Genomic DNA, 23823 nt, shown 5'->3' with positions numbered 1-23823 from the left:
TTATGAGAGTCCTCCATGTCTACCGTCGGTACCTCCCTGACTCGCTAGGAGGTACAGCTGAAGCGATTCGGCAGATTTCTCTTGTCTTGAAAGCAAAGGGTGTAGAGAGCCGGGTGTTTGCACTATCCCCAGAGCTGTCCATGAGGGTTGTCGACCGCCCTGAGGCTCAGGTGATTCGGGCCCGGTCTTGGTTCGCCCCTGCATCATGCGATATCGGGGGAATAGCGGCCCTTTCATGTTTCAGGCGTGAGGCGAAATGGGCAGACCTAATCCATTATCATTTCCCTTGGCCCTATGCAGATCTCCTGCACTTCACTGTCCGGACGGAAAAGCCCTGCCTCATGACATATCACTCGGACATTGTGCAGAAGGGGGCGCTGGGGATGTGTTACCGGCCTCTCCGAGCCCGGATGCTGGCATCCATGAACGCTGTCGTTGCCACCTCGCCAGCCTACAGGCAGACCAGTCGGGTCCTGCGCCGCCTGGAGTATGAGGCGCCTGGGCGGGTTGAAGTGATTCCGCTTGGTATATCGGAATCGAGTTACCAAGAGTATCTAGACGCAGCCGAAGAAATCAGTGTGCAGGAGGAATTCGGCCTGAAGCCAAACCGTTATTTCCTTTTCATCGGCGCCGCACGCGCCTATAAGGGATTGCCTGTACTCGAGAAAGCAGTGACCGGTAGTGAGCTGACAGTGGCTATCGCGGGCCCCGGCACTATGCCGGAGGGCGAGGCGAGTAGCACGTCTGGTCAGGCCGGTGTACGGCACCTCGGACAAGTTTCTCCCGCGCAGAAGATGGCACTGATCGGGAATTGCCGCGCACTGGTTTTACCGTCAAACCGTCGCTCCGAGGCATTCGGAATGGTGTTGGTGGAAGCAGCAATGTGTGGCCGGCCGCTCATATCAACCGAGCTGGGCACTGGAACAAGCTATGTGAATATCCATGAGCACACCGGATTTGTTGTCCCGCCGGATGATGCCGACAGTCTTCACTATGCCATGCAAACGCTTGCATTGAACGATGAAATGGTGACTCGTATGGGTATTGCTGCACGACAGCGTTACGAGAAACTGTTTGCGGGTCAACCGCTGTCGGACGCATATTACAGCCTATATCAGCGGATATTGACTGAAGATAGCAGTCCGAGCGTTCATGTATAGGCCCTGCAGGCCGCTTCGCGTCGTTTCAACCGGCGCCAATGGTTTTGTGGGCCGGGCGCTGGCGCCGGCCCTGGCCGCGGATGGGCACTGGGTGGCAGCCGCCGTGCGATCCCTGCCTCGTGATCCGGCGGTCAGCCCGGCCCCGGGCATGCGCAGCGTCGCCATCGGCGCACTGGATGGAGAGATGGACTGGCGGGACGCGCTCAGCGAGCGTGACGCGGTCATTCACCTGGCGGCCGCCGCCCATCAGCGAACGGCGGGCCAATCACCACAGGCCCTCCGGGCCATCAATGTCGAGGCCACTGAAGAATTGGCCCGTCAGGCCCGTGCCGCCGGTGTGCGGCATTTCATTTTCCTGAGCTCCATCGGCGTACTGGGCCAGTCCAGTGTGGTGCCGCTGGACGAGTCGGCGCCGCTCGCCCCCGCCGAACCCTATGCCCGTACCAAGGCCGAGGCCGAGGCGGCGCTCTGGGCGCTCGCCGACGACCGGATGGCGGTCACCGTCATCCGTCCGCCGCTGGTTCACGGCCCCGGTGCCCCCGGCAATTTCGGCCGCCTCCTCGACTGGGCCGATGACGGCCGGGCACTGCCCCTGGCCGCCGTCACTCACAACCGTCGCAGCTTCGCCGGCCGAGCCAATCTGGTGGATTTCATCCGCCATGTGCTCATCAACCCGGCGGCCCGCAATCAGACCTTCCACGTCTGCGACGAGCAAACTCTCTCCACCGCTGAACTGCTGCGCACACTCGCCCACGCCGCCGGCCGGCGTCCGGGGCTGTTCCCCGTCCCTCCGCCCATCCTCCGTGCCGGTGCCCGACTGTTGGGCCGTGGCGACACGATCGACCGCCTGCTGGGCTCATTGACTGTCGACAGCGGCAAGGCCCGGACGCTGCTCGGTTGGCACCCGCCCTGGACGCTGCAGCAGGGGCTGCGCCACGCGGTCGCCGGGCATCGTGCGGCAGCCCCGTGAGCAGATCGGCCTCCACCGGGCGCCTGATCCGCGGCCTCGATGTGGTCCTGTCAGCCATTGGCCTGCTCGGCTTGAGCCCGCTGTTCCTCGTCATCATGGGGCTCGGTTGGCTCGAGACCGGGTCTCCCTTCTTCCGCCAGACCCGCGTGGGACGCCATCGTCAGCCGTTTACGCTGGTCAAGTTCCGCACGATGCGCCCCGATACCCCGTCGGTGGCCACCCACCTGGCCGACGCCGCTGCTATCACCCGGCTGGGTCGTTGGCTGCGCCGGACCAAGCTCGACGAGTTGCCGCAGCTCTGGAATGTGCTGCGCGGTGAGATGAGTCTGGTGGGCCCGCGGCCCTGCCTGCCGAGCCAGCAGGAGTTGATCGCCGAGCGGGAGGCCCGCGGCGTCTTTGCGGGGCGGCCGGGCATCACCGGGTATGGCCAGATTGCCGGGGTGGATATGTCCGATCCGGTCACCTTGGCTGAAATGGACGCCTCGCTGGTGGCCAATGGCTCGCTGAGGGCCTATCTTTGGTGTGTGATGATGACCGTACGCGGTCGGGGGCAGGGGGATCGTGTCCGCCATGGGTGAGTGGCTGAAAGGGATTTTCGACTGGCAGCGCCCGCGCAAGCAGGCGCTGATGATGGTGGCGGACTGTCTGCTCATGGCCGTTGTGGTCTGGGCATCGTTTGCCCTGCGCATGGGCGATGGCCTCTCCGAGAAGTTCTATCAGTTCTGGTATCTGCACCTGCTCCTGCCGGTGGCGAGCATTCCGCTTTTCTATCTCGCCGGCATGTACAGCGCGGTGGTTCGCTACATGGGCCCGTCGGATGTCTGGGCTGTACTCCGCGGCGTCACACTCTCCACGCTGGTGTTCATCGCGGTGGTCGTCTTTGGCGGACTCGTCGCCGTGCCGCGGACCACGATCACCATCTACTGGCTGATGGCCCTTCTGCTCGTCGGCGGCAGCCGGTTCCTGGTCCGCGCCTGGCATCAGGCGGCCCGCCACCGTCGCGCGGCCGAGGAGCCGGTGATCATTTACGGGGCGGGCTCGGCCGGGCTGCAGCTCGTCAATTCCCTGATGTCCACCGGCGACTACCTGCCGGTGGCCTTCGTCGATGACAACCCGCGCCTGCAGGGCTCGATGATCAAGGGGGTGCCCGTCTATGCACCGGCACGTCTTGGCCGGCTGATCAGCCAGCTTGGCGCGCACAGCATTCTGCTGGCACTGCCCTCGGCGACGATGGGCCGCCGGCGCGAGATCCTGGCCGATCTGGAGCGCTATCCGGTGCATGTGCGCACGCTCCCCAGCATGAGCGATCTGGTCTCGGGGGCCGCGCGGCTGCAGGATGTGCGCGAGGTGGATATCGAGGATCTGCTCGGCCGCGATGCGGTCCCGCCCGACCCGGCGCTGCTTGGCCGTTGTGTGGCGGAGCGCTCGGTGATGGTGACCGGCGCCGGGGGTTCCATTGGCAGCGAACTGTGCCGCCAGATCCTGGCCCAGTCGCCCCGGCGACTGGTGTTGCTGGAGCGCTCCGAGCTCGCGCTGTATCGCATCGAACAGGAGCTCATCGCCCTGGCCGATGCCTCGGGTCAGGGGGTGGAGATCGTCCCGGTGCTCGGCTCGGTGCTGCATCGCGAGCGCATGCGGCACTGCCTGATGGACAACGCAGTCGAGACGGTCTACCACGCGGCGGCCTACAAGCATGTGCCGCTGGTGGAGGCCAACCCGGTCGAGGGCATCCGGAACAACGGGTTCGGGACCTGGCATGCCGCCCTTGCCGCCGAAGACGCCGGGGTGCGTGACTTTGTGCTGGTATCCACGGACAAGGCCGTACGGCCCACCAGCGTGATGGGCGCCAGCAAGCGCATCGCCGAGTTCGCGGTGCAGGCAGTGGCCGCCCATGGCTCGCCGACCCGCTTTGGCATCGTGCGCTTTGGTAACGTGCTCGATTCGTCGGGTTCGGTGATCCCGCTCTTCCGGCGCCAGATTCGCGAAGGTGGGCCGGTGACCGTGACCCATCCCGACGCCACGCGCTATTTCATGACCATCCCCGAGGCCGCGAGCCTGGTGATGCAGGCCGGGGCAATGGCAGGCGCCGGCGAAGTCTTTGTGCTGGAGATGGGCTCGCCCGTGCGCATCCAGGACCTGGCTCGGCGCCTCATCCAGTTGAGCGGCTGCTCGGTGCGGGATGAAAGCAATCCCAAGGGCGATGTCGCCATTGAGTTCATCGGCCTGCGGCCGGGCGAAAAGCTCCATGAAGAACTGATTCAGGGCACGGAGATCAGCGGCACCTCGCACCCGATGATCCTGCAGGCCCGCGAGGCCCATCCCGACTGGGATGGATTCGTGGAGTGGGTGACGCGGCTCGATGAGGCCTTCCATGACCAGGACCGCGAGCGGGTGCTGGCCCTGGTAGCGCAACAGGTCCCCGGTTATTGCGTGCCGGGCGCGGCGCCGGAGTTGGAATCGGCGCCTGAGTGGGCGTCGGGGCCTGAGGCCGGGCCCGAATCAGCACCCGCCCGCTCGGCCGACGTCGTGCCACTGCGGCGCGATGGACAGTAGGCCGTAGAGGCAACGGGCTCATCCAGGGAATCAGGAAGACCATCATGAAACTCCTCGTCACCGGCGCCACCGGCTATATCGGCTCTCATGCCGTTCTCGAGCTCCTTGAGGCCGGTCATGAAGTGGTTGGGGTGGACAACCTCTCCAACAGCTCGCGGGAGTCCCTGCGCCGGGTCGAGGCGCTCACGGGTAAGGCGGTGCCCTTCGTGCAGGCGGACATCCGCGACCGGGGGGCGATGGCGGCGGTGCTGAACGCAGGCGGGCCAGCCGATGGCGCTCGCGCCTTTGACGCTGTGATGCATTTCGCTGGCCTGAAGGCCGTTGGCGAGAGCACGGAGCAACCCGTTGCCTACTACGAGAACAATGTCGCCGGTACGCTGAGCCTGCTGGACGCCATGGAATCCGCTGGCGTGCGGCGCATGATTTTCAGCTCCTCCGCCACGGTCTATGGTGACCCGCAGAGCGTGCCCATTGCGGAGACCACACCGGTGGGCTCGCCCTCCAACCCCTACGGCTTCTCCAAGCTCATGATCGAGCAGATCCTGCGCGACCTGGCCGCGGCGGACCCACGCTGGTCGGTGGCGCTGCTGCGCTATTTCAACCCGGTGGGCGCGCACTCGAGTGGTCGGATCGGTGAAGATCCCCAGGGAGTTCCCAACAATCTCGTGCCCTACATCAGCCAGGTGGCGGTGGGCCGGCGCGAGGCGCTGTCGATATTCGGCGACGACTACCCGACACCGGACGGCACCGGCGTGCGCGATTACATTCATGTAGTGGATCTGGCCCGCGGGCATGTCCGGGCGCTGGAGTTTCTGGTGAACGCGGGCGTGGGTCAGACTGACCCGTCAGGTCAGTCGCCACGGGCCGCGGGCGATCAGGCACCTGCCAACTGCCCTGTCTGGAACCTGGGTACCGGCCGGGGCTACTCCGTGCGCGAGGCCGTGGCCGCCTTTGAAAAGGCCTCGGGGCGGACGATTCCGGTCCGTGTGGCGCCGCGTCGCCCGGGTGACATCGCCGCGTGCTATGCCGACCCGACCCTGGCCCGCGAGCAGCTCGGCTGGGAGGCGGAACATGGCCTCGAGGCGATGATGCGCGATGCCTGGCGCTGGCAGCGGCAGAATCCGCAGGGGTACGAGGGCTAAAGCGGTCGCGCATCGAGGTATGGGCCGGCGCTGGAATCCGCGCACAGTCAGCTCATTGGTGAGCTAGCCCTTGGCGAAGCCGAGTGGTAGGTTGACCAGCATGATCAAAGAGACAAGCGCGGTGAAATTTCGCCAAAACCTGGGCGAGATGCTCAATCAGGTGCAGTACCGACACGATAGCGTGCTGATCAATAAAGACGGTAAGCCAGTTGCTGCTTTGGTGGATGCTCGGCTTTTCGACCGGATTCGTCGCATGCAGGGCCGCTTTGATGCGATTTGTGATCGGCTTGAGGCCGGTTTTTCCGATACGCCCGAGGCTGAAGGGCTGGCTGAAATAGATGCAGCGGTGGCTGAAGAGCGAGCCGGCCACAGCAAACAGTCAACCGACTAGAGATGTCGCCTGCCCTCCGCGTGGTGCTGGATACCAATGTTTTGGTGTCCGGTGTCGCCTACCCTGGCAGCACGCCAAGCAATCGGTGAATTTGTGGATATCCTCTCGTTTGAGGCGGAGATCCTCGACCCAACGGACGCGGCTGAGGACGTGCTCCGAGATCCCATGGATTTGCCCGTTCTCGGCACATTGATCCGCGCCCTCGAGCAAGGTGGGGTCGATTATCTGATCACAGGCGACAAAGATCTTCTCGCTGCTTCCCAGGACTATCCCATCGTCACGCCCGCGGTTTTTTGGGCACGGCACGGCGGTCTGTAGGTTATGGCCCAAGCGCAAGGGGGTTCATCAAAAATGACAAAGGCGCACTCGGTGGATACCGAAAAACCGCGCCAGCCGATCGATCGGGCTCGTCTGCGCGCATTGACTGATTCTATGCCGAAGACAGAGGAGGATGCGGGCCGGTTCATCCGCGGGGTGAGAGAGGGCGAGCGCTACTGATGATTCATCGAACGGGATATGGATAGCGAGGACCCGGGCACTCGCATCTATCTGATGAGCGGCCATCAAGGGATGAGTGATCATCTCCGAACGTGGCACCTGTGATGGGATGTGGCATAGAGCAGGCATGTGGCACGGTGGTGGTGATGGCTGAGCAGACAAAGGAAATCCAGATCGGGCCCCAGGGGCGGTTGGTCGTACCCGCCGATTTGCGCCGCGAACTCGGGCTCAATCCGGGCGGTCGACTGCTCGTTCGTGTTGAGGATGGTGCGCTGATTCTCGAACCGCGCCAGTCTGTCGAGCGCCGATTACAGGCACGGTTCAGTCAGGTTGATCCAAAAGTCAGCCTTGCAGACGCCCTGATCGCCGAGCGGCGGGCTGTCGCTGGCCGATCGGGCATGCCTCGCGCTTGCCATCGACCGTGGTTCGAATGTAACGACGACTGATAGGGCTTGGGAGAAGCTGCGCCTCGATCTGGCGATCGAAGTCATACGCTGAGGCGCATCGCGCGTGTTTAGGAGAGCGCATATGAAAATCCTCGTCACCGGCGGCGCCGGGTTCATCGGCTCGGCCCTGATCCGCTATCTGCGCGCCCGGCAGCTCGCCGAGGTGGTCAACGTCGATGCGCTGACCTACGCCGGTAATCCGGAGTCCCTCCCGGGCCTCGACCAGGATCCCGGTTACCGGTTCGAGAAGGTCGACATCCGCGATCGCGAGGCCCTCGAGCGCGTCTTCCGCGAACATCGCCCCGACGCCGTCATGCATCTGGCCGCCGAGAGCCACGTCGACCGCTCCATCTTCGGGCCGGCGGTGTTCGTCGACACCAATGTGGTCGGCACCCAGACCCTGCTCGAGGTTGCCCGCGCCTACTGGCAGGCCCTCGATGACCGCCCGGACGCCAACGGCCCGAGCCCGCGCGAGCGCTTCCGCCTTCACCACATCTCCACCGACGAGGTCTTCGGCGATCTGCCCCCCGAGGCCCCCGCTTTCACCGAGGCGACGCCCTACGCGCCGAGCTCGCCTTACGCGGCGAGCAAGGCGGCCAGCGACCATCTGGTCCGCGCCTGGCACCGCACCTACGGCCTGCCGGTGGTCATCACCAACTGCTCTAACAACTACGGCCCGTACCAGTTCCCGGAAAAGCTGATTCCGTTGATGATCCTGAATGCCATTGCCGGAAAGCCGCTGCCGGTTTACGGCGACGGCGGCCAGATCCGCGACTGGCTACATGTCGAGGATCACGCCGAGGCCCTATGGAGGGTCCTGCAGCACGGCGAGATCGGCCGGACCTACAACATTGGCGGGGATGCCGAACGCACCAATCTCCAAGTGGTGGAGGCCATCTGCGGGATCCTGGCGGAGTTGCAGCCGGCGGGGCCAGCGTCGGACGATACCGGTGCCGCTGATCGGGCCCGGGCGTCCGCCAGCGAGGCGGTAAGCCGTGATGATGCTGACCGCGCCAACCCCTATCGCGCCCTCATCCAATCGGTCACCGACCGCCCCGGCCATGACCGGCGCTACGCCATCGACAGCACCCGCATCCAGCACGAGCTCGGTTGGCGGCCGGCGCACAGCTTCGAGCAGGGCCTGCGTGAGACCGTGCAGTGGTATCTGGACCACCCGGAATGGGTCGCCCGCGTCCAGTCCGGTGCCTACCGCGAGTGGATGGAGGTTAACTACGCTAGGCGTAGCAAGGCCACAGGATCTCGTTAGACGGCGTCTTGGCCGGGAAACCGTGCCTGATTACCTCGCTGCCGCGCGGCGCAATGTATCCAAGGTGATGAACATGCGCCGTGGCTGGCTCGGGAAAGAATCAAAGCCGAGCGCAGTGTAAAACGCCTTGCGGCGGCCCGCGGCATCTTCGCCGTCGTCATCGAGCACGTCCAGAACAAGCGCCGCGAGTCCGATCTGAGTGGCAGCATTCAGCACGCGCTGGAATGCATCCGCCATCAGTAATCGCCCCAAGCCGCGTCCCTGAACGGGGGACGAAACGCCAAGCATCGAGAGGTAAGCAGCCGGTATCGCGCCATGGGGTGGCACATTGCGCAACAGACGTCTGGGCAGTCCGGACACGTCGGGCAGGTCGAGCCGGTGAGCGTTTAACGCGTAGTAGCCGACGACCACTGCATCCGCTGATACCGCCACTTGAACCCGCGTGTGATCATCGGTCTGTTGTTGCCTGGCCGACCGCTTGAGAAAGTTTTCGACTCGCGGGATGCCCGATGAGAACCCGGTGCGGTCATGCGTTTTGGGGTCGAGCGGTTCAATACGAACCTGCTGAAGAAAGTCAGAATCAGTCGGCATCGCCACGAGTGCTGCGGTGCAATTCGAAAAGCCCGCGTAGTGACTCGGTCGGCTCTGCCGGCGTATCAAGTGCGACAAGGAACGCCTTGCTATCGGCCTCGCTCAAATGGCTTCGCTCATGAGACTCAATGGTACTTCTCGCATGTTCACGGAGGACACTGAGTGCGTAACTCGTATCCTCCATGCCCATCAGGCTGGCAGCTCGGTGAATATCGGCTTTGAGCGAGGGCGGTGCGCGAAACTCCAGACGCGCTGAACGCTTTTCATGGGAATGACGGCTTTTCATTGTTGATCCTCCTGTTTTATCCATTAACGTACGGCAATTTGCCGGACAGATAAAGTGCTGTCGCTTCTTAGGGATCGTTGCCGGGGATCGGAGGGTTTATGGACGCAATCAGCTATACCAAGGCACGGGCCAATCTCGCCGGCACAATGGAGCGGGTTTGCGAGGATCACGATCCGGTCACGATCACGCGCGGTCGATCGCCCTCGGTGGTGATGATGTCGCTGGAGGACTACGAGTCGCTGCAGGAAACGGCTCTGCTGCTTCGTGCGCCAAGAAATGCCCGGCGGCTGCTTGAATCGGTGGCCGAACTCGAGGCTGGCGGCGGCGAGGCGCACCCGCTTGCCGAATGAGCGTGCTGTTTTCCGCGAACGCCCGGGAAGACTACCTTTTTTGGCAGAAAACCGATCGACGGACACTGCGGCGGATTAATCAGCTCATCAAGGCGACCCAGCGCGAGCCCTTCGCCGGACCTGGCAAGCCGGAGCTGCTAAGACATGCCCTGGCAGGCTATTGGTCCCGACGGATCGATTCCGAGCATTGCATGGTCTACAAGGTTGCCGATGGAACGCTGATGATCGCTCAGCTCCGCTATCACTATTGAGGGACCGATCATGGGACTTGCACGCATCGCCGCACTGCTGACGGCCTTGATCACCGGAGGACTCGTCATGACATCCACGGCCCAGGCCTACGACTGGCTCGATCACGACATGCGCCGGCTGCACTCGAGCGAGATCGTCAACGTGCAGGACCTTGCCGCCGATGCGCCGGCGGTGCTGTTGGTGAATACCGCCAGCCACTGTGGCTTTACCGGTCAGTTCGAGGGGCTCGAATCCCTGCATCAGGCATACGCCGACAAGGGGCTGAAGGTGATCGGCTTCTCGTCGGATTCCTTCAACCAGGAGGCCGATGAAGAAAAGGCCGCCGAGACCTGCTTCGTGAATTTCGGGGTGACCTTCGACATGATGGCCACGGTCCCGGTGCGGGGCGCCAACGCCCATCCGATCTTCGCCGAAGCCGCCCGCCAGACCCGCGCCCCGCGCTGGAATTTCAACAAGTACCTCGTCAACCGCGATGGCGAGGTCGTCGAGGTGTTTGGCGCGCTCACCGGCCCGGACTCCGGCAAGCTGAAGCGAGCGATCGAGCGGTTGTTGTAGCCTCGATCCATGTTCTTTTTCACCAAGCTCGCCGGCGCGCTCCTAAAGCCACTGAGCCTTGTTGTCATTGCCCTGGTCGTAGGGCTGATCCTCGCCGCGTTCACGCGCTGGCGGCGCAGTGGTCTGGCCCTGATCGGGGTAACGGCGCTGGCACTTGCGCTGATCAGTTGGTGGCCGGTGTCGAACAGCCTGATGACGCCGCTGGAAGGCGTGTATGCGCCCATTGAGGTGAGCGCACCCGACGGAGCCGTGGGCCAGGTACTGCCCCGCGACGTCGCCGCCATTGTGGTGCTGGGGGGCGGCGCCGTGGATGATCCCTCGCTGCCGTTGAGCGCCCAGCTATCCGCGACCTCCCTGCAGCGGCTGATCGAGGGCATTCGGTTGTGGCGGCTGCGGCCGGATGCGCTCCTGGTGACCAGCGGGGCGTTGCCGCGGGGCCGGTCCCAGGCGGCGATCGCCGCGGATCTGGCAGTGGCGCTGGGCGTGCCGCGGGAGCAGATCCGCATGCTGCCGGCGGCTCGCAATACCGCGGAGGAGGCGGCGGCCTATGCCGAGCTTGTGGCGACCGTCGACGGTGATGGGGCCTCGGCCGGCCCAGTCGAAGCCGCCGCGCTTCGCCAGCCCGTGGTCGTCAGCTCGGCGAGCCATCTACCGCGGGCCATCGCGGAGTTCCAAAGCCAGGGTCTCGAGCCTTTGCCGGTCCCGACCGCCCACCGGGCCAGCCCCCAGCGCTTTGCCCTACCCGGTGACTTCGCGCCGCAGGCTGATGACCTGCGCACCACTGAGGCGGCCTGGCACGAATTCCTGGGCCGACTTTGGGCGTGGCTGCGAGGGCGTGGATAATCAGGCTTGTCGTTGTCGACGAGGTGAGCATGATGCCGGATCTTACGGCCAGTGAATTGAAAACCCATGGTGTCTTGGCGATCGAGAAAGCGCTCGAGAACCGACCCGAAGCCACCATCTCGGTACGGGGCGAGCCCCGGTATGTGGTCATGGAGTTGGCGCAGTATTACGAGTTACGGGAATCTGAGCTGAGCGCGTCGTTGGCGGAGTCTCATGCAGACCGCGAGGCCGGCCGCGTCGTCGGTGAGTCGGTTGACGCCCATCTGGAGAGAGTAAGCCGGAAAGAGGGGGCAGGGACGACGAAAGACGAGTCACTCGTTGACTTCATGCGACGGTCGCCGCTATTCGGCGCAGAGGATATTGAGTTTGGGTAAGTGGCATGCCCGCTTCGAACCCCTCGATCAACGCCCTAACGCCGAAACCACCAGATGATCAGCGTGACCACGACGCTGACGATGATCGAGGTGGCGAGTGGGAAGTAGAACGTGAAGCCCTCCCGCCGGACGAGGATGTCGCCCGGCAGCCGGCCCAGCCCCAGCTTACTGATCACCGGCCAGAGCAGGCCGATGATCAGGATGGCAAGGCCGATGGTGACGAGGAGCTTCTGCATGGCGGATCTTGGGGTCGCCTAGTGCGTTGTTTCTGACGCCCAGCCCGGCGCGACGTCAGGCCGCCGTGAACCGCTGCACGCCGGTGTCCGTTCCCACCAGCAGTTCATCCGCCGGGCGCAGGGCGAACAGTCCATTGGTGACCACGCCGGCGATGTTGTTGAGCTGCCGCTCGCGGTGTATGGGCTCTGACAGATCCAGCGCGCGGACATCCAGAATGAGGTTGCCATTGTCCGTGGTGAAGCCCTCGCGCAGTTCCGGGCGCCCACCGAGGCGGACGAGCTGACGGGCCACGTGGGAGCGGGCCATGGGAATCACTTCCACCGGCAGCGGGAAGTCGCCCAGTGCGGTCACCTGCTTGCTGGCATCGACGATGCAGATGAAACGATCGGCGATGGCAGCGACGATTTTCTCTCGAGTGAGCGCGCCGCCGCCGCCCTTGATCATCTGAAGGTGCCGATTGATCTCGTCGGCCCCGTCGACATAGATCGCCAGTTCCGAGACGCTGTTGGCATCCCTGACCTCGATGCCGTGACCGCGCAATCGCTCGGCGCTGGCCTCGGAGGCCGCCACGGCGGCTTCGATTTCGATATCCGAGGCGGCCAGCGCGTCAATGAAGTGATCGACGGTGGATCCACTGCCGACACCGATGATGGTGCCCGCCTCGACTTTCTCGACTGCCGCCTCGGCGGCGAGACGTTTCTGCGCGTCGGCGCTCATGGCCTGGTCTCTCCTGTACACTGAAGCCCTTTGGGGCGAATTCCCGTTCTGGCATGAAATCCTATCTACAACGCATCCTCACCGCGAGCGTCTATGATGTCGCGCATCAGACCCCGCTGACATCCGCCGTCAATCTCTCCCGTCGGCTCGGCAATAACGTGCTTCTCAAGCGGGAAGACATGCAGCCGGTGTTTTCGTTCAAGATCCGCGGTGCCTACAACAAGATCGCGAGCCTGACCGAGGCACAGCGCGAGAAGGGCGTGATCTGCTCGTCGGCGGGCAACCATGCCCAGGGTGTGGCGCTTTCGGCGAAGAACCTGGGCATTCGTGCCACCATCGTCATGCCCCGGACGACGCCGAGCATCAAGGTGGATGCGGTGCGCAACTTTGGTGGACGCGTGGTCCTGCACGGCGACAACTACGATGCGGCGAAGGCCCATGCCGAGAAACTGGTGGAGGAACGGGGGCTCACCTACATTCCGCCCTACGACGATCCGGATGTCATCGCCGGCCAGGGCACCGTGGGCATGGAGATCCTCAGCCAGCACCCGCGTCCGATCGATGCGGTCTTCGTTCCTGTCGGCGGGGGCGGCCTGATCGCCGGGATCGCGGCCTACATCAAGCAGCTCCGGCCGGATATCCGCATCATCGCGGTGGAGCCCGAGGACGCGCCCACGCTCGAACGCGCCATGGCCACCGGGCGGCGGGTGACGCTCGATGAGGTGGGGATTTTTGCCGATGGTGTCGCCGTCCGGCAGATCGGTGAGGAGACGTTCCGTATCTGTCGGGAGCTCGTGGACGAGTGCATGCTGGTCAGCACCGACGAGATCTGTGCCGGTATCAAGGACATATTCGAAGACACCCGGACGGTCATGGAGCCGGCCGGCGCCCTTGCCGTGGCGGGGATCAAGAAGTATGTCGAGCAGCGGGGCGTGACGGGCGAGACGCTGATCGGCATCAACTGCGGCGCCAACATGAACTTCTCGCGCCTCGCTCATGTGGCCGAGCGCGCCGAGCTCGGTGAGCATCGAGAGGCGGTGCTGGCGGTCACCATCCCCGAGCGCCCCGGCAGTTTTCGGGAATTCTGCGAGACCATCGGCAACCGCGCGATCACGGAGTTCAACTACCGCTATGCCCATGCCGATGAGGCGCATGTCTTCGCGGGTATCGGCCTGAATGACGGCCTCGCCGAGCGTGACGAGGTGGTGGCGGCGCTGGAGTCCCGGGGTTATCCGGTGCTGGATCTCACCGAGGACGAAATGTCGAAGGTGCACGTCCGGCATATGGTCGGCGGCCGGGGCCACAACGTCGACCATGAGGTGCTCTATCACGTGCGCTTCCCGGAGCGCCCCGGGGCATTGCTCAACTTTCTCAAGCGTCTGGGGCGGCGCTGGAACATCTCGTTGTTCCACTACCGTAACCACGGTGCGGATTACGGGCGGGTGCTGGTGGGCATCCAGGTGCCGCCGGATCAGCGCGGGAAGTTCGAGGCGAGTCTCGACAAGCTCGGCTATCCTTACCGGAACGAGTCGGATAACCCGGCCTACGCGCTTTTTCTGAGCTGACGGGTTTTCAGACCGGCACTTGTCTCGAGCCTGGCGCAGATTTGCCGGGATGCGCGCTGCTAGTCGGTCATTGTTCTGCGCAGTGAATACACAGTGTGGCGGCCGGATCGATCTCGAGGCGCTGGGGGTTGATGAATTCCCCGCATCGCAGACACTCGCCGTAACTGCCATCGTCGCAGCGTTGAAGGGCCGAGGCGATGCGCTTGAGCGTGACCCGGGCGCGTTCGTTGGTTGCCTCCGCCATGGCCTGCTGCTGTAACGCGTCCATGCGCGAGAGACGCCCGACGCGGGTCTGGTCAAGCTCCACCGTCGCTCGCGAGGCGTCCCGCGCCTGCTCCAACGCCTCGATCTCCGAGCGCATCTGTTGCAGACGTTGCCGGAAGTGGGGGATATCCGGTTGATCGAACATGGCTTGAGATTATCACGCGGTCGTTTGTCCAGACGAAGGGAAGGCAACCGGCTCAGATGCATAGCCTCAGGCCCAGGCCCAGGACCAGGACCAGGACCAGGACCAGGCCTATAGGCTCACTTCCATCGGCCCGTGGGAGAGGGTGCTACCCCCTTTCCGCCCCCTTGTTAACGTTGGACATAAAACCGGTGGACGCATTACGTAACGCGTATCGACCCGTTTCCCTATCGGCCGACGGATCCATGCGATTGCCACGCGTCCGTCGGGCCTCTGGCCCCGGTCAAGCGGATGCGCCGCGTAAACCGCGTTTGCCAGAGACGTATGACGTCCTGCGTCACTCTGTCCAACGTTAACAAGGGCCCGGAAGGGCATACGATCCCTCGCTCCTTGGCGCTCCCTGGCCTGCCCCGCCTTCCCCCGCCTCCCTGGCTTTCTTTGCCCCTCCCTGGTCTTCTCTTAATTTTTCACCGTTTATCTGATGCCCACCGCCGCCGATCGGGAAATGGCGTATGGGCCGACGAATGGCCCACCCGAGCACGCCAGATCATGCTTTCCTGAATCCCGCCAAAAAATCGACCCTGTCACCACTCACCGGGCGCCGGTCGTCGATGAACCCCAACCGATGGAGTGATCATGCCATGCTCAAAACCGTCGCAACGCCGAGCCTGAGGGCAATATGGCTGGGACGACAGCCTCGACGGATGCACTCGCGGCTGCTGCTTGCGCTGCGGCGGGATCTGTCGATTATCCATGCGGCGGTATCAATCGATGATCTTGCCCTTGCGTGTGGCGACCGGCTCGAGCCACTGGCCGACGAATCCATCCCTTTCGATGATCCCGCCGGCGTTGATGCGGCTGAGCATGCGGCTGGCGAGACCGGGATGTATAGCCTTGATGTGGGCTATGGGTGGCGGCTGCATTTTCAGTTTCATGATGGGGAGGCCCACGGCGTCCGGCTCGAGGAGCATTCGAGATGACCATCGACCCGATGACCGATCCGATGACCGACCCGACGCCGGATGCACTGGACGAAGATGACCCGCTTGTGCCTGATCCGGGGCTCGTCGACGACGCCGAGGCGCCGGTGCCTCCCGGTGAGATCCTCGGAGCCAGCTTCATGCTGCCGCGGGGCCTGCTGCCAACGCCCCTGGCGCGTGCGCTGCGCGTTCCGGTGAACCGCATTACCGATATCCTCAGCGGCAAACGCCGTATCACGGCGCAAACGGCATTGCTGCTGGCCACTTATTTCGACACATCGCCGGAGTTCTGGCTTCGGCTGCAAATGGAGTACGATCTGCGATGCGCGCGCCGCCGTGGGCGGATCCGAACGCATCTCCAGGCCATCCAGTCCGCCAGACGTCTTCGCTGATTTGTCCTCTCCGTTGGGTTTCTGTTAGAACTGCCCCACTACATCTAGTGGAGGACGCATGAGCGCTTCGTCACCCTGCATCAGTATCTGTGAAGTCGATAACGGCCGCTGCATCGGCTGTGGCCGAACCGAAACGGAGATCGCCGAGTGGCGCGATTATCCCGAGGAAAAACGCCTGGCGATCATGGATCGACTGGATGAGGAGGCCACTAACGGCGGCTGGATCGATGCCGGTGCCTTTGCGCAGGCTGCCAGCGCGACCGGCGACGCCGCGCCTGCGTCAACTCCGGCGAAGGTTCAATCGAACCGCCCTGGGACAACGAATGCCTGAGCATGAGCCCAAGCGCTGCCCGCGCTGCGGCAATGGTTTCGAATGCCGGCAGGGGAGCATTCACCGCTGCCAGTGCGTGGATGTGATGCTGACCGACGAGGTGCGGGAGACCATCGCCCACACCTACGATGACTGCCTTTGTCGCGATTGCCTGCAGGCCCTTGCCGCGGCGGATTCAGTCGGCGATTCGGTCGCCGACGCTGCCGGCGCTGCCAACCCCGTGGCCACTGGCCTGGCAAAGGGCCCATCACCGACAACGGCTTCAAACCCGTCCCCGCTGATGCCCTCCCAATTGGTCCGCGAGCGCCGACGCCAGGCACGGGATGCGGCGCGCGCCCGATCCGTACGTCCCGAAGAAGTTCTCGCGGCGCTTAACGGCCTGCCCGGCCATCGTTAGTCGCTGGTAGAGGTCATCACGCCCGCCCGGCATCAAAATCCGTCGGTGTGTGGAAGTACTCGCTGCTGCGGGCGAACTCCTCCAGCGCGTTGCGCATTGCCTGCAAGCGCAGTTCCGCCGTACACAGGGGCTTGCATTCCTCGCAGTCCGGATCGCCGCAGGGCTGATTGGCATAGAGCCAGTACTGAATGGCACCGGCGAGCAGGCCGTCGGCGATTTCCCCGAGCTCGGCGTCTGGATCGGCATCCGCCAGGCGGTTGCCAAGCTCAACCGTCTCGCGTGCCCCCCTTTCGTAGGCATTTTCCTGTTCAGTCATGGCCCGATTCTAGCAGCCGTCGCGGGCGACCGGGTTTTCTGGCTATCATGCGCCCTGGTTGCACTCAAGGACTCGGGAGACACCGCCAATGAACACCGTGATCAAGGATCGAGAGGCCGCCGTCGCACAAGTGCAGGGCCTGATCCGCGACATCCCTGACTTCCCCAAGCCGGGCATCATCTTCAAGGATATTACGCCGTTGCTGGGGGACGCCGAGGGTTTTCACCTCGCGGTTGATCTGCTGGCCGATTCCATCGAGGGGCCGACCCCGGAGTACATCGTCGGCACCGAGTCACGTGGGTTCATTTTCGGCGCGGCTCTGGCGTATAAGCTGGGCGCCGGCTTCATCCCCGTGCGCAAGCCCGGCAAGCTCCCCTCGGAAGTGCATGCCTGCGAATACCAGCTCGAATATGGCACCGATGCGCTGGAAGTACATCGCGATGCCCTGCATCAGGGCGCCAGGACCCTGATCGTCGATGACCTGCTCGCCACTGGCGGGACGGCTCGCGCCACGGGTGATCTGCTGCGGCGTCTGGGTGCCGAGATGCTGGGCTACAGCTTCGTGATCGAGCTGACCTTCCTCGCCGCCCGCGAGCACATGACCGACGCACCGGTGCACTCGCTGGTTCAGTACTGAGCGGACGCTAGCGGATCAGCCGCCGGCGCGCCAGGGCGGCGCTGATCCAGTAAGTGGCGACGATATAGACGAGGATCACGCCCAGATGCAGCAGCGGCGCATCGATGCTGCCGCCGGTCATGAGCGGGCGGACCAGCATGACGACATGGGCCAGTGGCAGAAACTGCGCGCCGATCTGCACCGCCTCGGGCAGGCTCGAGAGCGGGAAAAAGACGCCCGAGAGCAGCAGCATGGGCGTCATGACCAGGGTGAAGTAGTACAGAAAGAAGTCATAGCTGGGCGACAGCGCCGTCACGATCATGGCGATACCGGCAAAGGCGAGGCCCGCCAACAGGATCACCGGTAGTACCAGCAGGGCCTCGGGGCCGGCCACCAGACCCAGCAGGGCGGCGACCAGGACGATGGCACTGGCGTTGATCAGTGCCTTGGTGGCGGCCCAGACGATCTCGCCAAGCACCACATCATCCACGTTCATCGGCGCGGCCAGCATGGCCGCCCAGGTCTGCTGCTGGGTGAGCCGTGTGTAGGCGGAGTAGAGCGCCTCGAAAGTGGCGCCGGTCATCGCCGCCGAGCAGACGATGCCGCTCGCCAGAAACACCATATAGGGCATGGATTCGACTTCGCCGACGAACTGACCGAGTCCGTAACCGAGGGCGAGTAGATAGAGCAGGGGCTCGCCGAAGTTGCCGAGTATCGAGGGCAGCATCAGCTTGCGCCAGACCCGCAGGTTGCGCAGCCACACGGCGATGAAGCGCAGGCTGAGCTCGGGCGGCTCGCGCAGGTGCTCGAGTACGCCCATCAGTCCCGCAGCTCCCGGCCGGTGAGGCGCAGGAAAACATCCTCAAGGCTTGCCGGGCGGTACAGATACTCCGGCCCCACCAGCGCCTCGACCTGATCAAGCAGGGTGTCGCGCTCGCTCCCGTAGATGAGCACCGTCTCGCCGACGGGCTCGACGCGCAGGCCGGCGGCGACGAGCGGTGCGAGGGGCTGGTTACCAGCCCCTACCCCACCACTGTCGCCAGCATTGCTGCCCGCGCCACCCCTGTCCGCTTCGTCGCGCTCGCCGCCACTCCAGTGGAGGGCGAGATCGCCGCGCAGCTCCACCACATGCGGCTCGATATGCTCGTGGATCAGCCGCGTCGGGCTGTCGCAGGCAACGATGCGGCCGTGGTCGATGATGGCGGCGCGATCGCAGAGGCGCTCCGCCTCTTCCATGTAGTGCGTGGTCAGCAGCAGGGTCCGGCCCTGCCGGCGAAGGGTCTGGAGACGTTCCCAGATATGCTGTCGCGCCTGCGGATCGAGGCCGGTGCTTGGCTCGTCCAGCGCGAGCAGTTCCGGATCATTGACCAGGGCACGGGCCAGTGTCAGGCGCCGCTTCATGCCCCCGGAGAGGCCCTGGATCGGCGCATCGGCGCGCTCGGTCAGCTCGGCGAACCGCAGCAGGTCCTCCATACGGGCCTCGACCTGTCGGCGACTGGCGCCGTAATAGGCGCCGTAGGTGACGAGGTTCTCCCGCACGCTGAAATCCGGATCGAGATTATCGAACTGCGGCACGATGCCGGCCCGCTCGCGCATGGCCCGGGCCCGCTGCGGGATCGGCTCGCCCAGTACCGTGATCTCGCCCGCGCTGGGCGGAGTGAGGCCGAGGAGCATGCGCAGCGTGGTGGTTTTGCCCGCGCCGTTGGGGCCGAGCAGGGCGAAACACTCGCCGGCCTCGATGTAGAGGTCGATCCCGTCCACCACATTGACCGCGCCGTAGCGACGGGTCAGACCGCGGGCGGTGACCGCGGCCGTCCCGCCGGCCGCCGTGCCGGCAACCCCGGTCACCGCGTCCCCGGCCGGGTCATCGACACGATCGTCCGTCAACTCCGTCAGGTCCGTCTGCCCCATGCTCAGGTGGCTGCCACATCCCGCTTGTGGGCATTGTGATCCCGCGCCAGGAGCACGTAGAACGCCGGCAGCACGAACAGCGTGAACACCGTGCCGATGCCAAGACCCGTGGCGATGGTCAGGCCGATGTCGAAGCGGCTGACCGCACCGGCGCCGGTGGCGATCAGCAGCGGCACCATGGCCATGATCAGCGCCAGAGAGGTCATGATGATCGGACGCAGTCGGATCGCTGCCGCCTCCTCCACCGCCTTACGCTTGTCGAAGCCCTTTTTGAGCTGCAGGTTGTTGGCGAACTCCACGATCAGGATGCCGTTCTTCGCCACCACGCCAATGAGCGTGATCAGCCCCACCTGGGTGTAGATGTTCACCGTGGCGAAGCCGAGGGTGATGAACGCCAGCGCCCCGGCGATACTCAGGGGCACCGACACCAGGATGATCAGCGGATCACGCCAGCTCTCGAACTGGGCGGCGAGGACCAGGTAGATGACCACAATGGACAGGAAGAAGGTCACCACCAGCGCGCTGCCCTGGTTGACGAACTGCCGCGACTGGCCGGTGTAGTCGACGTTGTAACTCGCCGGCAGGTTCTGGCCGGCCAGTCCCTCCAGATATCCCAGGGCATCACCCAGCGGCACGCCGGGGCGCGGTATTCCCTCCAGTGTCACCGAGTTCAACTGCTGGAACTGGTTGCGTGAGCTGGGCACCACGGAATGACTGAGCGACACGAGACTCGATAGCGGCACTTTCTCGCCTGCGGGCGTCTCGATGTAGTAGTCCTCGAGCATTTCGGCGTTGAGCCGATAGGGCCGGTCCACCTGGGGGATGACCTTGTAGCTGCGGCCATCCAGGTTGAAGCGGTTCACATAACCGCCACCCAGCATGCTGGAGAGGTTGCCGCCGATCTCGGCCATGGTGATGCCCAGATCCGCCGCCTTGTCCCGGTCGACCTCGATGGTGGTCATCGGCCGGTCGAATTCCGTGGATTTTTTCAGGAACAGGAAGTTGCCGCTCTGCATGGCCTGGCCGATGAGCTCTGTCGCCCGGGTGTCGAGCGCCTCGTAGCTCGCGGACGTCGTCAGCACGAACTGGACCGGCAGACCGCCGCCGGAGCCGGGCAGGCTGGGCGGCGGGAACACGGCGGTGTCGAAGCCGGGGTTCGGCGTGAACTTGGCGTTCACCTCCTGCTGAATCGCCCCGAGGCCCCGTTCACGATCCTTGTTGGGCACCATCTTGAAGCCACCGAAGACGGTATCCGGCGAGAGGCCGCCGATGATCATGAACGTCTCGCTGTACTCCGGGATGGTCTCGGCCTCGTCCTGATAGAGCTCAGCGAATTTCGACAGGTAGTCGAAGTTGGCCGTCCGCGGCGCCGAGCCCTGGAAGAAGAGGATGCCCTGATCCTCGGTGGGGGCCAGTTCGCTCTGGCTCATCGTGAACATGAAGTAGTTGGACGCGAGGACCACGATGCCGAAGAACACCAGCACGCTCTTGGTATCGAGCAGGCCGTTCAGGACCCGCTTGTATCCGCCCGCCAGGCCCTCGAAGAAGTTCTCCACCATCTTCTCGAAGCGGCCCTGGTTGCCGCCGGGCTTGAGCACCTTGGAGGAGACCATCGGAGAGAAGGTCAATGCCACGATGCCGGAGATCAGCACCGCGCCCGCCAGCGTGAAGGCGAATTCGCTGAACAGCGTACCGACGAGCCCGCCCATGAAGCCGATCGGCGCATAGACCGCCAGCAGGGTCGTGGTCATGGCGATGATCGGCACGGCGAGCTCACGCGCCCCCATGATCGCCGCATCGTATCGGCTGTGACCTTCCTCGATATGCCGGTGGACGTTCTCCACCACGATGATGGCGTCATCCACCACCAGGCCGATGGCCAGCACCATTGAGAGCAGCGTGAGCAGGTTCAGCGAATAGCCCAGCGCCAGCATGATGGCGGCGGCGCCGATGAGCGAGAGCGGGACCGCGATGGAGGGGACGATGGCCGCCCGGATCGAACCGATGGTCAGGAAGATGACCACCAGGACGATGAGCACCGCCTCCAGAATGGTGGTGAGCACCTCATTGATGGAATCCTGGATGAACTCGCTGGCATCGTAGGGCAGTGCGAGCTGGATGCCTTCCGGCAACTGTCGGCGCAGGTTGGGCAGCTCATCGCTCACCCGGCCGGCGACGGTCAGCGGGTTCGCGCCCGGCGCCTGCTCCACCGCAATGAACACCGAAGGCTGGCCCCGATACCAGGCCGCCGATGAATAGGTCTCGGAGCCGAACTCGGTTGCCGCCACGTCATCCAGCCTGATGATCGTGCCATTCTCCTCGCGCACGACGAGCTGCCTGAACTGGTCCGGATCGGCGATATCTGTGGTCGCCGAGAGATTGATGCGGGTATACGGGCCCTTGGTGTTGCCGATACCGGCCTGGTAGTTGTTCTGCTGCAGGACCTCGCGCACCTCGGTGGCGGTGACGTTGAGCGCCGCCATCCGGTCGGGGTCAAGCCATATGCGCATGGCCGGCGAGCGGCCGAACACCCGCGCCTTGGCCACGCCGGGGAGGGCCTGGACCTGCGGCTGCAGCACGCGGTTGACGAAGTCGGTGATCTCCGGGACCGGCACGTCCTCGCTGTAGATGGCGAGGTACATCAGCGCGGTCTGGTCACCGGTGCTGGACTCGATCACCGGATCCTGCGACGCCGCCGGCAGCACGTTGCGCTGACTGGCCACCTTGGCCTGGATCTCCGAGACGGCCGCGTTGGCGTCGTAGTTGAGCTCCATGTTGACTTCAATGGTGGACAGGCCCTGACGGCTTTCCGAGGTGATGTAGTCGATGCCATTGGCCTCGGCAATGGCCTGCTGCAGCGGCTGCGTGATGAAGCCCTGGATGAGCTGGCTGTCCGCGCCCGGATAGCTCGTGGACACGGTGACCACGGTTTTCTCGGTGGAGGGGTATTCGCGCACCTCGAGCATCTCCAGCGACCGGACGCCGGCGAGCAGGATCAGCAGGCTGATCACCGTCGCCAGTACGGGTCGCTGGATGAATATGTCGGTAAACTTCATCGCCCGGTCACCTCGGCGGGGTTCATTTCCACCGTCTTGTCGATGGTCACCGGCTGGCCAGGCCGTACCTTGATCAGGCCTGCGGCGACGATCCGATCGCCCTCGTCCAGCCCTTTGGTCACCGCCACGCGGCCGTCACGAATCTCGCCGGTCTGGATCTGTATCCGCTCGGTGACCATGCCCTGGTCCTGTTCCTTGATCCGAAGCACGAAATCGCCGTAGGTGTTGAAGCTCACCGCGGTGCGCGGAATGGTCAGCACATCGCGCTCGGTGGGTTCGAGCAGCGTCACCCGCGCGAACATGCCCGGCCGCAGATCGCCGTCGGCGTTGTCCAGCGTCGCCCGGACCGGTATCGCCCGGGTCTGGTCATTGATACCGGTGTCGATCGCGGTGATCTTGCCGGTGAAGACCTGATCGAAGGCGCTGGTGCGCACCTGAATCGACTGTCCCATGGACAGATCCGGGAGGAACCGCTCCGGCATGTTGAAGTCGGCATAGATCGGATCGAGGCGCCGCAGCTCGACGATATCGCTGCCCGGGGCGAGGAACTGACCGACGCTGACCCGGCGCAGTCCCAGCACGCCGTCGAAGGGCGCACGAATGGTCTTCTGCCGGATCCTGGCCTGCTGGCTCTCTACCGCGGCGTTGGCACTGTCGAGTCGGGCCCGCGCCTCGTCGAATTCCGACTGCGAGATCGCCCGCTGCGGCAACAGATCCTCAGCGCGCTCGAACTGGATGCGGGCGAGCTCCGCCTCACTCTCCAGGCCTTCCAGCTCCGCCCGGTCCACGGCCTTGTCCAGCTCCAGCAGGATATCGCCGGTGGCGACGCGTTCACCCGAGTCGAAGTTGAGCGACTGGATGATGCCGGCCACCTCCGTGCTCACCGCCACGCTGTCCACCGCGGTGAGGCTGCCGACGGCGCTCTGCTGGCCCTGCCATTTCTCGCTATGCACCTCGGTGGCGACGACATTGGCCGCCTGCGGCCCGCCAGGCCCGCCGGCCTGCATCTGCACGAAGTATTTGTAGCCGAATATGCCCCCGAAGATTCCGCCCAGTAGCAGCAGGGCGACAAGGAAGCGGATGAAGACTTTCATGGATCGGGCCCCGTGAATTGAATGACCGGCCGGTGCGCCTGACTTGCGCCCTCCGACACTGGTGCGGTTACAAGGTTGCAAGTGTATCAGTGCGGAGGAGGATTTCACCGGGGTGGGATGGAGCCTC

The 23823-nt window shown here is 64.4% G+C and carries 30 protein-coding genes; 20 read left to right on the top strand and 10 right to left on the bottom strand.

Features of this window, described 5'->3' with window-relative positions; translation table 11 throughout:
- Positions 1-2 precede the first annotated feature (2 nt).
- From V6X63_RS09825 to rfbB, 9 genes are all read left to right on the top strand, one after another.
- Positions 3-1160 (top strand): glycosyltransferase, encoded by a 1158-nt coding sequence (locus tag V6X63_RS09825; protein ID WP_367978774.1) that lies wholly within the window; start codon positions 3-5, stop codon positions 1158-1160.
- Positions 1153-2130, top strand: coding sequence for an NAD-dependent epimerase/dehydratase family protein (locus V6X63_RS09820; RefSeq protein ID WP_367978773.1), 978 nt, complete (start codon positions 1153-1155; stop codon positions 2128-2130). The genes V6X63_RS09825 and V6X63_RS09820 overlap by 8 nt, the downstream gene beginning before the upstream one ends.
- 23 nt (positions 2131-2153) lie before the next feature.
- Positions 2154-2708, top strand: a complete 555-nt coding sequence (locus V6X63_RS09815) for a sugar transferase (protein ID WP_367978789.1) — start codon at positions 2154-2156, stop codon at positions 2706-2708.
- Positions 2701-4683 carry a polysaccharide biosynthesis protein gene (locus V6X63_RS09810; RefSeq protein ID WP_367978772.1) on the top strand — a complete coding sequence of 661 codons (1983 nt, stop codon included), beginning with the start codon at positions 2701-2703 and terminating at the stop codon, positions 4681-4683. The genes V6X63_RS09815 and V6X63_RS09810 overlap by 8 nt, the downstream gene beginning before the upstream one ends.
- Positions 4684-4727: 44 nt before the next feature.
- Positions 4728-5825 carry a UDP-glucose 4-epimerase GalE gene (gene galE, locus V6X63_RS09805; protein ID WP_367978771.1) on the top strand — a complete coding sequence of 366 codons (1098 nt, stop codon included), beginning with the start codon at positions 4728-4730 and terminating at the stop codon, positions 5823-5825.
- A 100-nt stretch (positions 5826-5925) separates the two neighbouring features.
- Entirely contained in the window at positions 5926-6216 is a 291-nt protein-coding gene (locus V6X63_RS09800) for a type II toxin-antitoxin system Phd/YefM family antitoxin (protein WP_367978770.1), read from the top strand.
- Between the two features lie 51 nt (positions 6217-6267).
- Positions 6268-6534, top strand: a complete 267-nt coding sequence (locus V6X63_RS09795; RefSeq protein WP_367978769.1) for a PIN domain-containing protein — start codon at positions 6268-6270, stop codon at positions 6532-6534.
- Positions 6535-6860: 326 nt separating this feature from the next.
- On the top strand, positions 6861-7160 hold the full coding sequence (locus tag V6X63_RS09790) for an AbrB/MazE/SpoVT family DNA-binding domain-containing protein (RefSeq protein ID WP_367978768.1): 300 nt from the start codon (positions 6861-6863) through the stop codon (positions 7158-7160).
- A gap of 82 nt (positions 7161-7242) precedes the next feature.
- Complete coding sequence (gene rfbB, locus V6X63_RS09785) at positions 7243-8427, top strand: dTDP-glucose 4,6-dehydratase (protein WP_367978767.1); 1185 nt, start codon at positions 7243-7245, stop codon at positions 8425-8427.
- Between the two features lie 30 nt (positions 8428-8457).
- On the opposite strand, the gene V6X63_RS09780 is transcribed toward rfbB, so the two are convergent.
- A complete protein-coding gene (locus V6X63_RS09780; protein WP_367978766.1) occupies positions 8458-9018 on the bottom strand; it encodes a GNAT family N-acetyltransferase in 561 nt (186 codons plus the stop codon).
- Positions 9008-9304, bottom strand: a complete 297-nt coding sequence (locus V6X63_RS09775) for a type II toxin-antitoxin system TacA family antitoxin (protein WP_367978765.1) — start codon at positions 9302-9304, stop codon at positions 9008-9010. Before V6X63_RS09775 ends, V6X63_RS09780 begins: the two co-directional genes overlap by 11 nt.
- Before the next feature lie 98 nt (positions 9305-9402).
- Between V6X63_RS09775 and V6X63_RS09770 the strand changes: the two genes are divergently transcribed.
- From V6X63_RS09770 to V6X63_RS09750, 5 genes are all read left to right on the top strand, one after another.
- A complete protein-coding gene (locus V6X63_RS09770; protein WP_069134404.1) occupies positions 9403-9654 on the top strand; it encodes a type II toxin-antitoxin system Phd/YefM family antitoxin in 252 nt (83 codons plus the stop codon).
- The gene (locus tag V6X63_RS09765; RefSeq protein WP_367978764.1) at positions 9651-9905 is read left to right on the top strand and encodes a Txe/YoeB family addiction module toxin; all 255 of its coding nucleotides are present in this window, start codon (positions 9651-9653) and stop codon (positions 9903-9905) included. The genes V6X63_RS09770 and V6X63_RS09765 overlap by 4 nt, the downstream gene beginning before the upstream one ends.
- Before the next feature lie 67 nt (positions 9906-9972).
- Complete coding sequence (locus V6X63_RS09760; protein WP_408022309.1) at positions 9973-10461, top strand: glutathione peroxidase; 489 nt, start codon at positions 9973-9975, stop codon at positions 10459-10461.
- A gap of 9 nt (positions 10462-10470) precedes the next feature.
- Positions 10471-11304 carry an ElyC/SanA/YdcF family protein gene (locus V6X63_RS09755; protein WP_367978762.1) on the top strand — a complete coding sequence of 278 codons (834 nt, stop codon included), beginning with the start codon at positions 10471-10473 and terminating at the stop codon, positions 11302-11304.
- A complete protein-coding gene (locus V6X63_RS09750; protein WP_367978761.1) occupies positions 11283-11678 on the top strand; it encodes a hypothetical protein in 396 nt (131 codons plus the stop codon). Before V6X63_RS09755 ends, V6X63_RS09750 begins: the two co-directional genes overlap by 22 nt.
- Before the next feature lie 35 nt (positions 11679-11713).
- On the opposite strand, the gene V6X63_RS09745 is transcribed toward V6X63_RS09750, so the two are convergent.
- Positions 11714-11914: a DUF2905 domain-containing protein gene (locus tag V6X63_RS09745; protein ID WP_367978760.1), complete on the bottom strand. Its 201-nt coding sequence runs from the start codon at positions 11912-11914 to the stop codon at positions 11714-11716.
- Between the two features lie 55 nt (positions 11915-11969).
- Positions 11970-12632 carry a ribose-5-phosphate isomerase RpiA gene (rpiA, locus tag V6X63_RS09740; RefSeq protein ID WP_367978759.1) on the bottom strand — a complete coding sequence of 221 codons (663 nt, stop codon included), beginning with the start codon at positions 12630-12632 and terminating at the stop codon, positions 11970-11972.
- 53 nt (positions 12633-12685) lie between these two features.
- Here rpiA and ilvA point away from each other — a divergent pair, with 53 nt between their 5' ends.
- Positions 12686-14197 carry a threonine ammonia-lyase, biosynthetic gene (gene ilvA, locus V6X63_RS09735; RefSeq protein ID WP_367978758.1) on the top strand — a complete coding sequence of 504 codons (1512 nt, stop codon included), beginning with the start codon at positions 12686-12688 and terminating at the stop codon, positions 14195-14197.
- A 67-nt stretch (positions 14198-14264) separates the two neighbouring features.
- Here the strand turns inward: ilvA and V6X63_RS09730 are convergent, their stop codons facing one another.
- Positions 14265-14606 carry a TraR/DksA family transcriptional regulator gene (locus V6X63_RS09730; protein WP_367978757.1) on the bottom strand — a complete coding sequence of 114 codons (342 nt, stop codon included), beginning with the start codon at positions 14604-14606 and terminating at the stop codon, positions 14265-14267.
- Between the two features lie 638 nt (positions 14607-15244).
- Here V6X63_RS09730 and V6X63_RS09725 point away from each other — a divergent pair.
- The 4 genes from V6X63_RS09725 to V6X63_RS09710 are packed head-to-tail and all read left to right on the top strand — an operon-like array spanning position 15245 to position 16703.
- On the top strand, positions 15245-15583 hold the full coding sequence (locus tag V6X63_RS09725) for a hypothetical protein (RefSeq protein WP_367978756.1): 339 nt from the start codon (positions 15245-15247) through the stop codon (positions 15581-15583).
- Positions 15580-15975 (top strand): HigA family addiction module antitoxin, encoded by a 396-nt coding sequence (locus V6X63_RS09720; RefSeq protein ID WP_367978755.1) that lies wholly within the window; start codon positions 15580-15582, stop codon positions 15973-15975. Before V6X63_RS09725 ends, V6X63_RS09720 begins: the two co-directional genes overlap by 4 nt.
- Before the next feature lie 58 nt (positions 15976-16033).
- On the top strand, positions 16034-16306 hold the full coding sequence (locus V6X63_RS09715; protein ID WP_367978754.1) for a DUF1289 domain-containing protein: 273 nt from the start codon (positions 16034-16036) through the stop codon (positions 16304-16306).
- Positions 16299-16703 (top strand): cysteine-rich CWC family protein, encoded by a 405-nt coding sequence (locus V6X63_RS09710; RefSeq protein ID WP_367978753.1) that lies wholly within the window; start codon positions 16299-16301, stop codon positions 16701-16703. Before V6X63_RS09715 ends, V6X63_RS09710 begins: the two co-directional genes overlap by 8 nt.
- 16 nt (positions 16704-16719) lie before the next feature.
- Here V6X63_RS09710 and V6X63_RS09705 read toward each other — a convergent pair whose 3' ends face one another.
- Positions 16720-17019, bottom strand: coding sequence for a hypothetical protein (locus V6X63_RS09705; protein WP_367978752.1), 300 nt, complete (start codon positions 17017-17019; stop codon positions 16720-16722).
- 88 nt (positions 17020-17107) lie between these two features.
- Between V6X63_RS09705 and V6X63_RS09700 the strand changes: the two genes are divergently transcribed.
- On the top strand, positions 17108-17656 hold the full coding sequence (locus V6X63_RS09700) for an adenine phosphoribosyltransferase (RefSeq protein WP_367978751.1): 549 nt from the start codon (positions 17108-17110) through the stop codon (positions 17654-17656).
- Positions 17657-17663: 7 nt separating this feature from the next.
- Here V6X63_RS09700 and V6X63_RS09695 read toward each other — a convergent pair whose 3' ends face one another.
- Genes V6X63_RS09695 through V6X63_RS09680 form a run of 4 tightly spaced genes read right to left on the bottom strand, consistent with a single transcriptional unit; the run spans position 17664 to position 23696 of the window.
- Positions 17664-18455 (bottom strand): ABC transporter permease, encoded by a 792-nt coding sequence (locus V6X63_RS09695; protein ID WP_367978750.1) that lies wholly within the window; start codon positions 18453-18455, stop codon positions 17664-17666.
- Positions 18455-19546 (bottom strand): ATP-binding cassette domain-containing protein, encoded by a 1092-nt coding sequence (locus V6X63_RS09690; protein WP_367978749.1) that lies wholly within the window; start codon positions 19544-19546, stop codon positions 18455-18457. The genes V6X63_RS09695 and V6X63_RS09690 overlap by 1 nt, the downstream gene beginning before the upstream one ends.
- Before the next feature lie 2 nt (positions 19547-19548).
- Positions 19549-22602, bottom strand: a complete 3054-nt coding sequence (locus tag V6X63_RS09685; protein WP_367978748.1) for an efflux RND transporter permease subunit — start codon at positions 22600-22602, stop codon at positions 19549-19551.
- Complete coding sequence (locus tag V6X63_RS09680; protein WP_367978747.1) at positions 22599-23696, bottom strand: efflux RND transporter periplasmic adaptor subunit; 1098 nt, start codon at positions 23694-23696, stop codon at positions 22599-22601. Before V6X63_RS09680 ends, V6X63_RS09685 begins: the two co-directional genes overlap by 4 nt.
- Between the last annotated feature and the right edge of the window lie 127 nt (positions 23697-23823).

This window comes from Spiribacter onubensis, assembly GCF_040838425.1.
In the GTDB taxonomy this organism is placed as follows: Bacteria; Pseudomonadota; Gammaproteobacteria; order Nitrococcales; family Nitrococcaceae; genus Spiribacter; species Spiribacter onubensis.
This window is presented reverse-complemented; position numbering and strand designations above follow the sequence as displayed.

Coding starts and splice junctions, on each gene's coding strand:
- V6X63_RS09685 (WP_367978748.1), bottom strand. CDS start 22,602: ATGAAGTTTACCGACATATTCATCCAGCGACCCGTACTGGCGACGGTG.
- galE (WP_367978771.1), top strand. CDS start 4,728: ATGAAACTCCTCGTCACCGGCGCCACCGGCTATATCGGCTCTCATGCC.
- V6X63_RS09700 (WP_367978751.1), top strand. CDS start 17,108: ATGAACACCGTGATCAAGGATCGAGAGGCCGCCGTCGCACAAGTGCAG.
- V6X63_RS09820 (WP_367978773.1), top strand. CDS start 1,153: ATGTATAGGCCCTGCAGGCCGCTTCGCGTCGTTTCAACCGGCGCCAAT.
- V6X63_RS09710 (WP_367978753.1), top strand. CDS start 16,299: ATGCCTGAGCATGAGCCCAAGCGCTGCCCGCGCTGCGGCAATGGTTTC.
- V6X63_RS09760 (WP_408022309.1), top strand. CDS start 9,973: ATGACATCCACGGCCCAGGCCTACGACTGGCTCGATCACGACATGCGC.
- V6X63_RS09695 (WP_367978750.1), bottom strand. CDS start 18,455: ATGGGCGTACTCGAGCACCTGCGCGAGCCGCCCGAGCTCAGCCTGCGC.
- V6X63_RS09690 (WP_367978749.1), bottom strand. CDS start 19,546: ATGGGGCAGACGGACCTGACGGAGTTGACGGACGATCGTGTCGATGAC.
- V6X63_RS09825 (WP_367978774.1), top strand. CDS start 3: ATGAGAGTCCTCCATGTCTACCGTCGGTACCTCCCTGACTCGCTAGGA.
- V6X63_RS09810 (WP_367978772.1), top strand. CDS start 2,701: ATGGGTGAGTGGCTGAAAGGGATTTTCGACTGGCAGCGCCCGCGCAAG.
- V6X63_RS09775 (WP_367978765.1), bottom strand. CDS start 9,304: ATGAAAAGCCGTCATTCCCATGAAAAGCGTTCAGCGCGTCTGGAGTTT.
- V6X63_RS09720 (WP_367978755.1), top strand. CDS start 15,580: ATGACCATCGACCCGATGACCGATCCGATGACCGACCCGACGCCGGAT.
- V6X63_RS09730 (WP_367978757.1), bottom strand. CDS start 14,606: ATGTTCGATCAACCGGATATCCCCCACTTCCGGCAACGTCTGCAACAG.
- V6X63_RS09770 (WP_069134404.1), top strand. CDS start 9,403: ATGGACGCAATCAGCTATACCAAGGCACGGGCCAATCTCGCCGGCACA.
- V6X63_RS09680 (WP_367978747.1), bottom strand. CDS start 23,696: ATGAAAGTCTTCATCCGCTTCCTTGTCGCCCTGCTGCTACTGGGCGGA.
- V6X63_RS09800 (WP_367978770.1), top strand. CDS start 5,926: ATGATCAAAGAGACAAGCGCGGTGAAATTTCGCCAAAACCTGGGCGAG.
- V6X63_RS09715 (WP_367978754.1), top strand. CDS start 16,034: ATGAGCGCTTCGTCACCCTGCATCAGTATCTGTGAAGTCGATAACGGC.
- rpiA (WP_367978759.1), bottom strand. CDS start 12,632: ATGAGCGCCGACGCGCAGAAACGTCTCGCCGCCGAGGCGGCAGTCGAG.
- ilvA (WP_367978758.1), top strand. CDS start 12,686: ATGAAATCCTATCTACAACGCATCCTCACCGCGAGCGTCTATGATGTC.
- rfbB (WP_367978767.1), top strand. CDS start 7,243: ATGAAAATCCTCGTCACCGGCGGCGCCGGGTTCATCGGCTCGGCCCTG.
- V6X63_RS09725 (WP_367978756.1), top strand. CDS start 15,245: ATGCTCAAAACCGTCGCAACGCCGAGCCTGAGGGCAATATGGCTGGGA.
- V6X63_RS09790 (WP_367978768.1), top strand. CDS start 6,861: ATGGCTGAGCAGACAAAGGAAATCCAGATCGGGCCCCAGGGGCGGTTG.
- V6X63_RS09705 (WP_367978752.1), bottom strand. CDS start 17,019: ATGACTGAACAGGAAAATGCCTACGAAAGGGGGGCACGCGAGACGGTT.
- V6X63_RS09780 (WP_367978766.1), bottom strand. CDS start 9,018: ATGCCGACTGATTCTGACTTTCTTCAGCAGGTTCGTATTGAACCGCTC.
- V6X63_RS09745 (WP_367978760.1), bottom strand. CDS start 11,914: ATGCAGAAGCTCCTCGTCACCATCGGCCTTGCCATCCTGATCATCGGC.
- V6X63_RS09755 (WP_367978762.1), top strand. CDS start 10,471: ATGTTCTTTTTCACCAAGCTCGCCGGCGCGCTCCTAAAGCCACTGAGC.
- V6X63_RS09765 (WP_367978764.1), top strand. CDS start 9,651: ATGAGCGTGCTGTTTTCCGCGAACGCCCGGGAAGACTACCTTTTTTGG.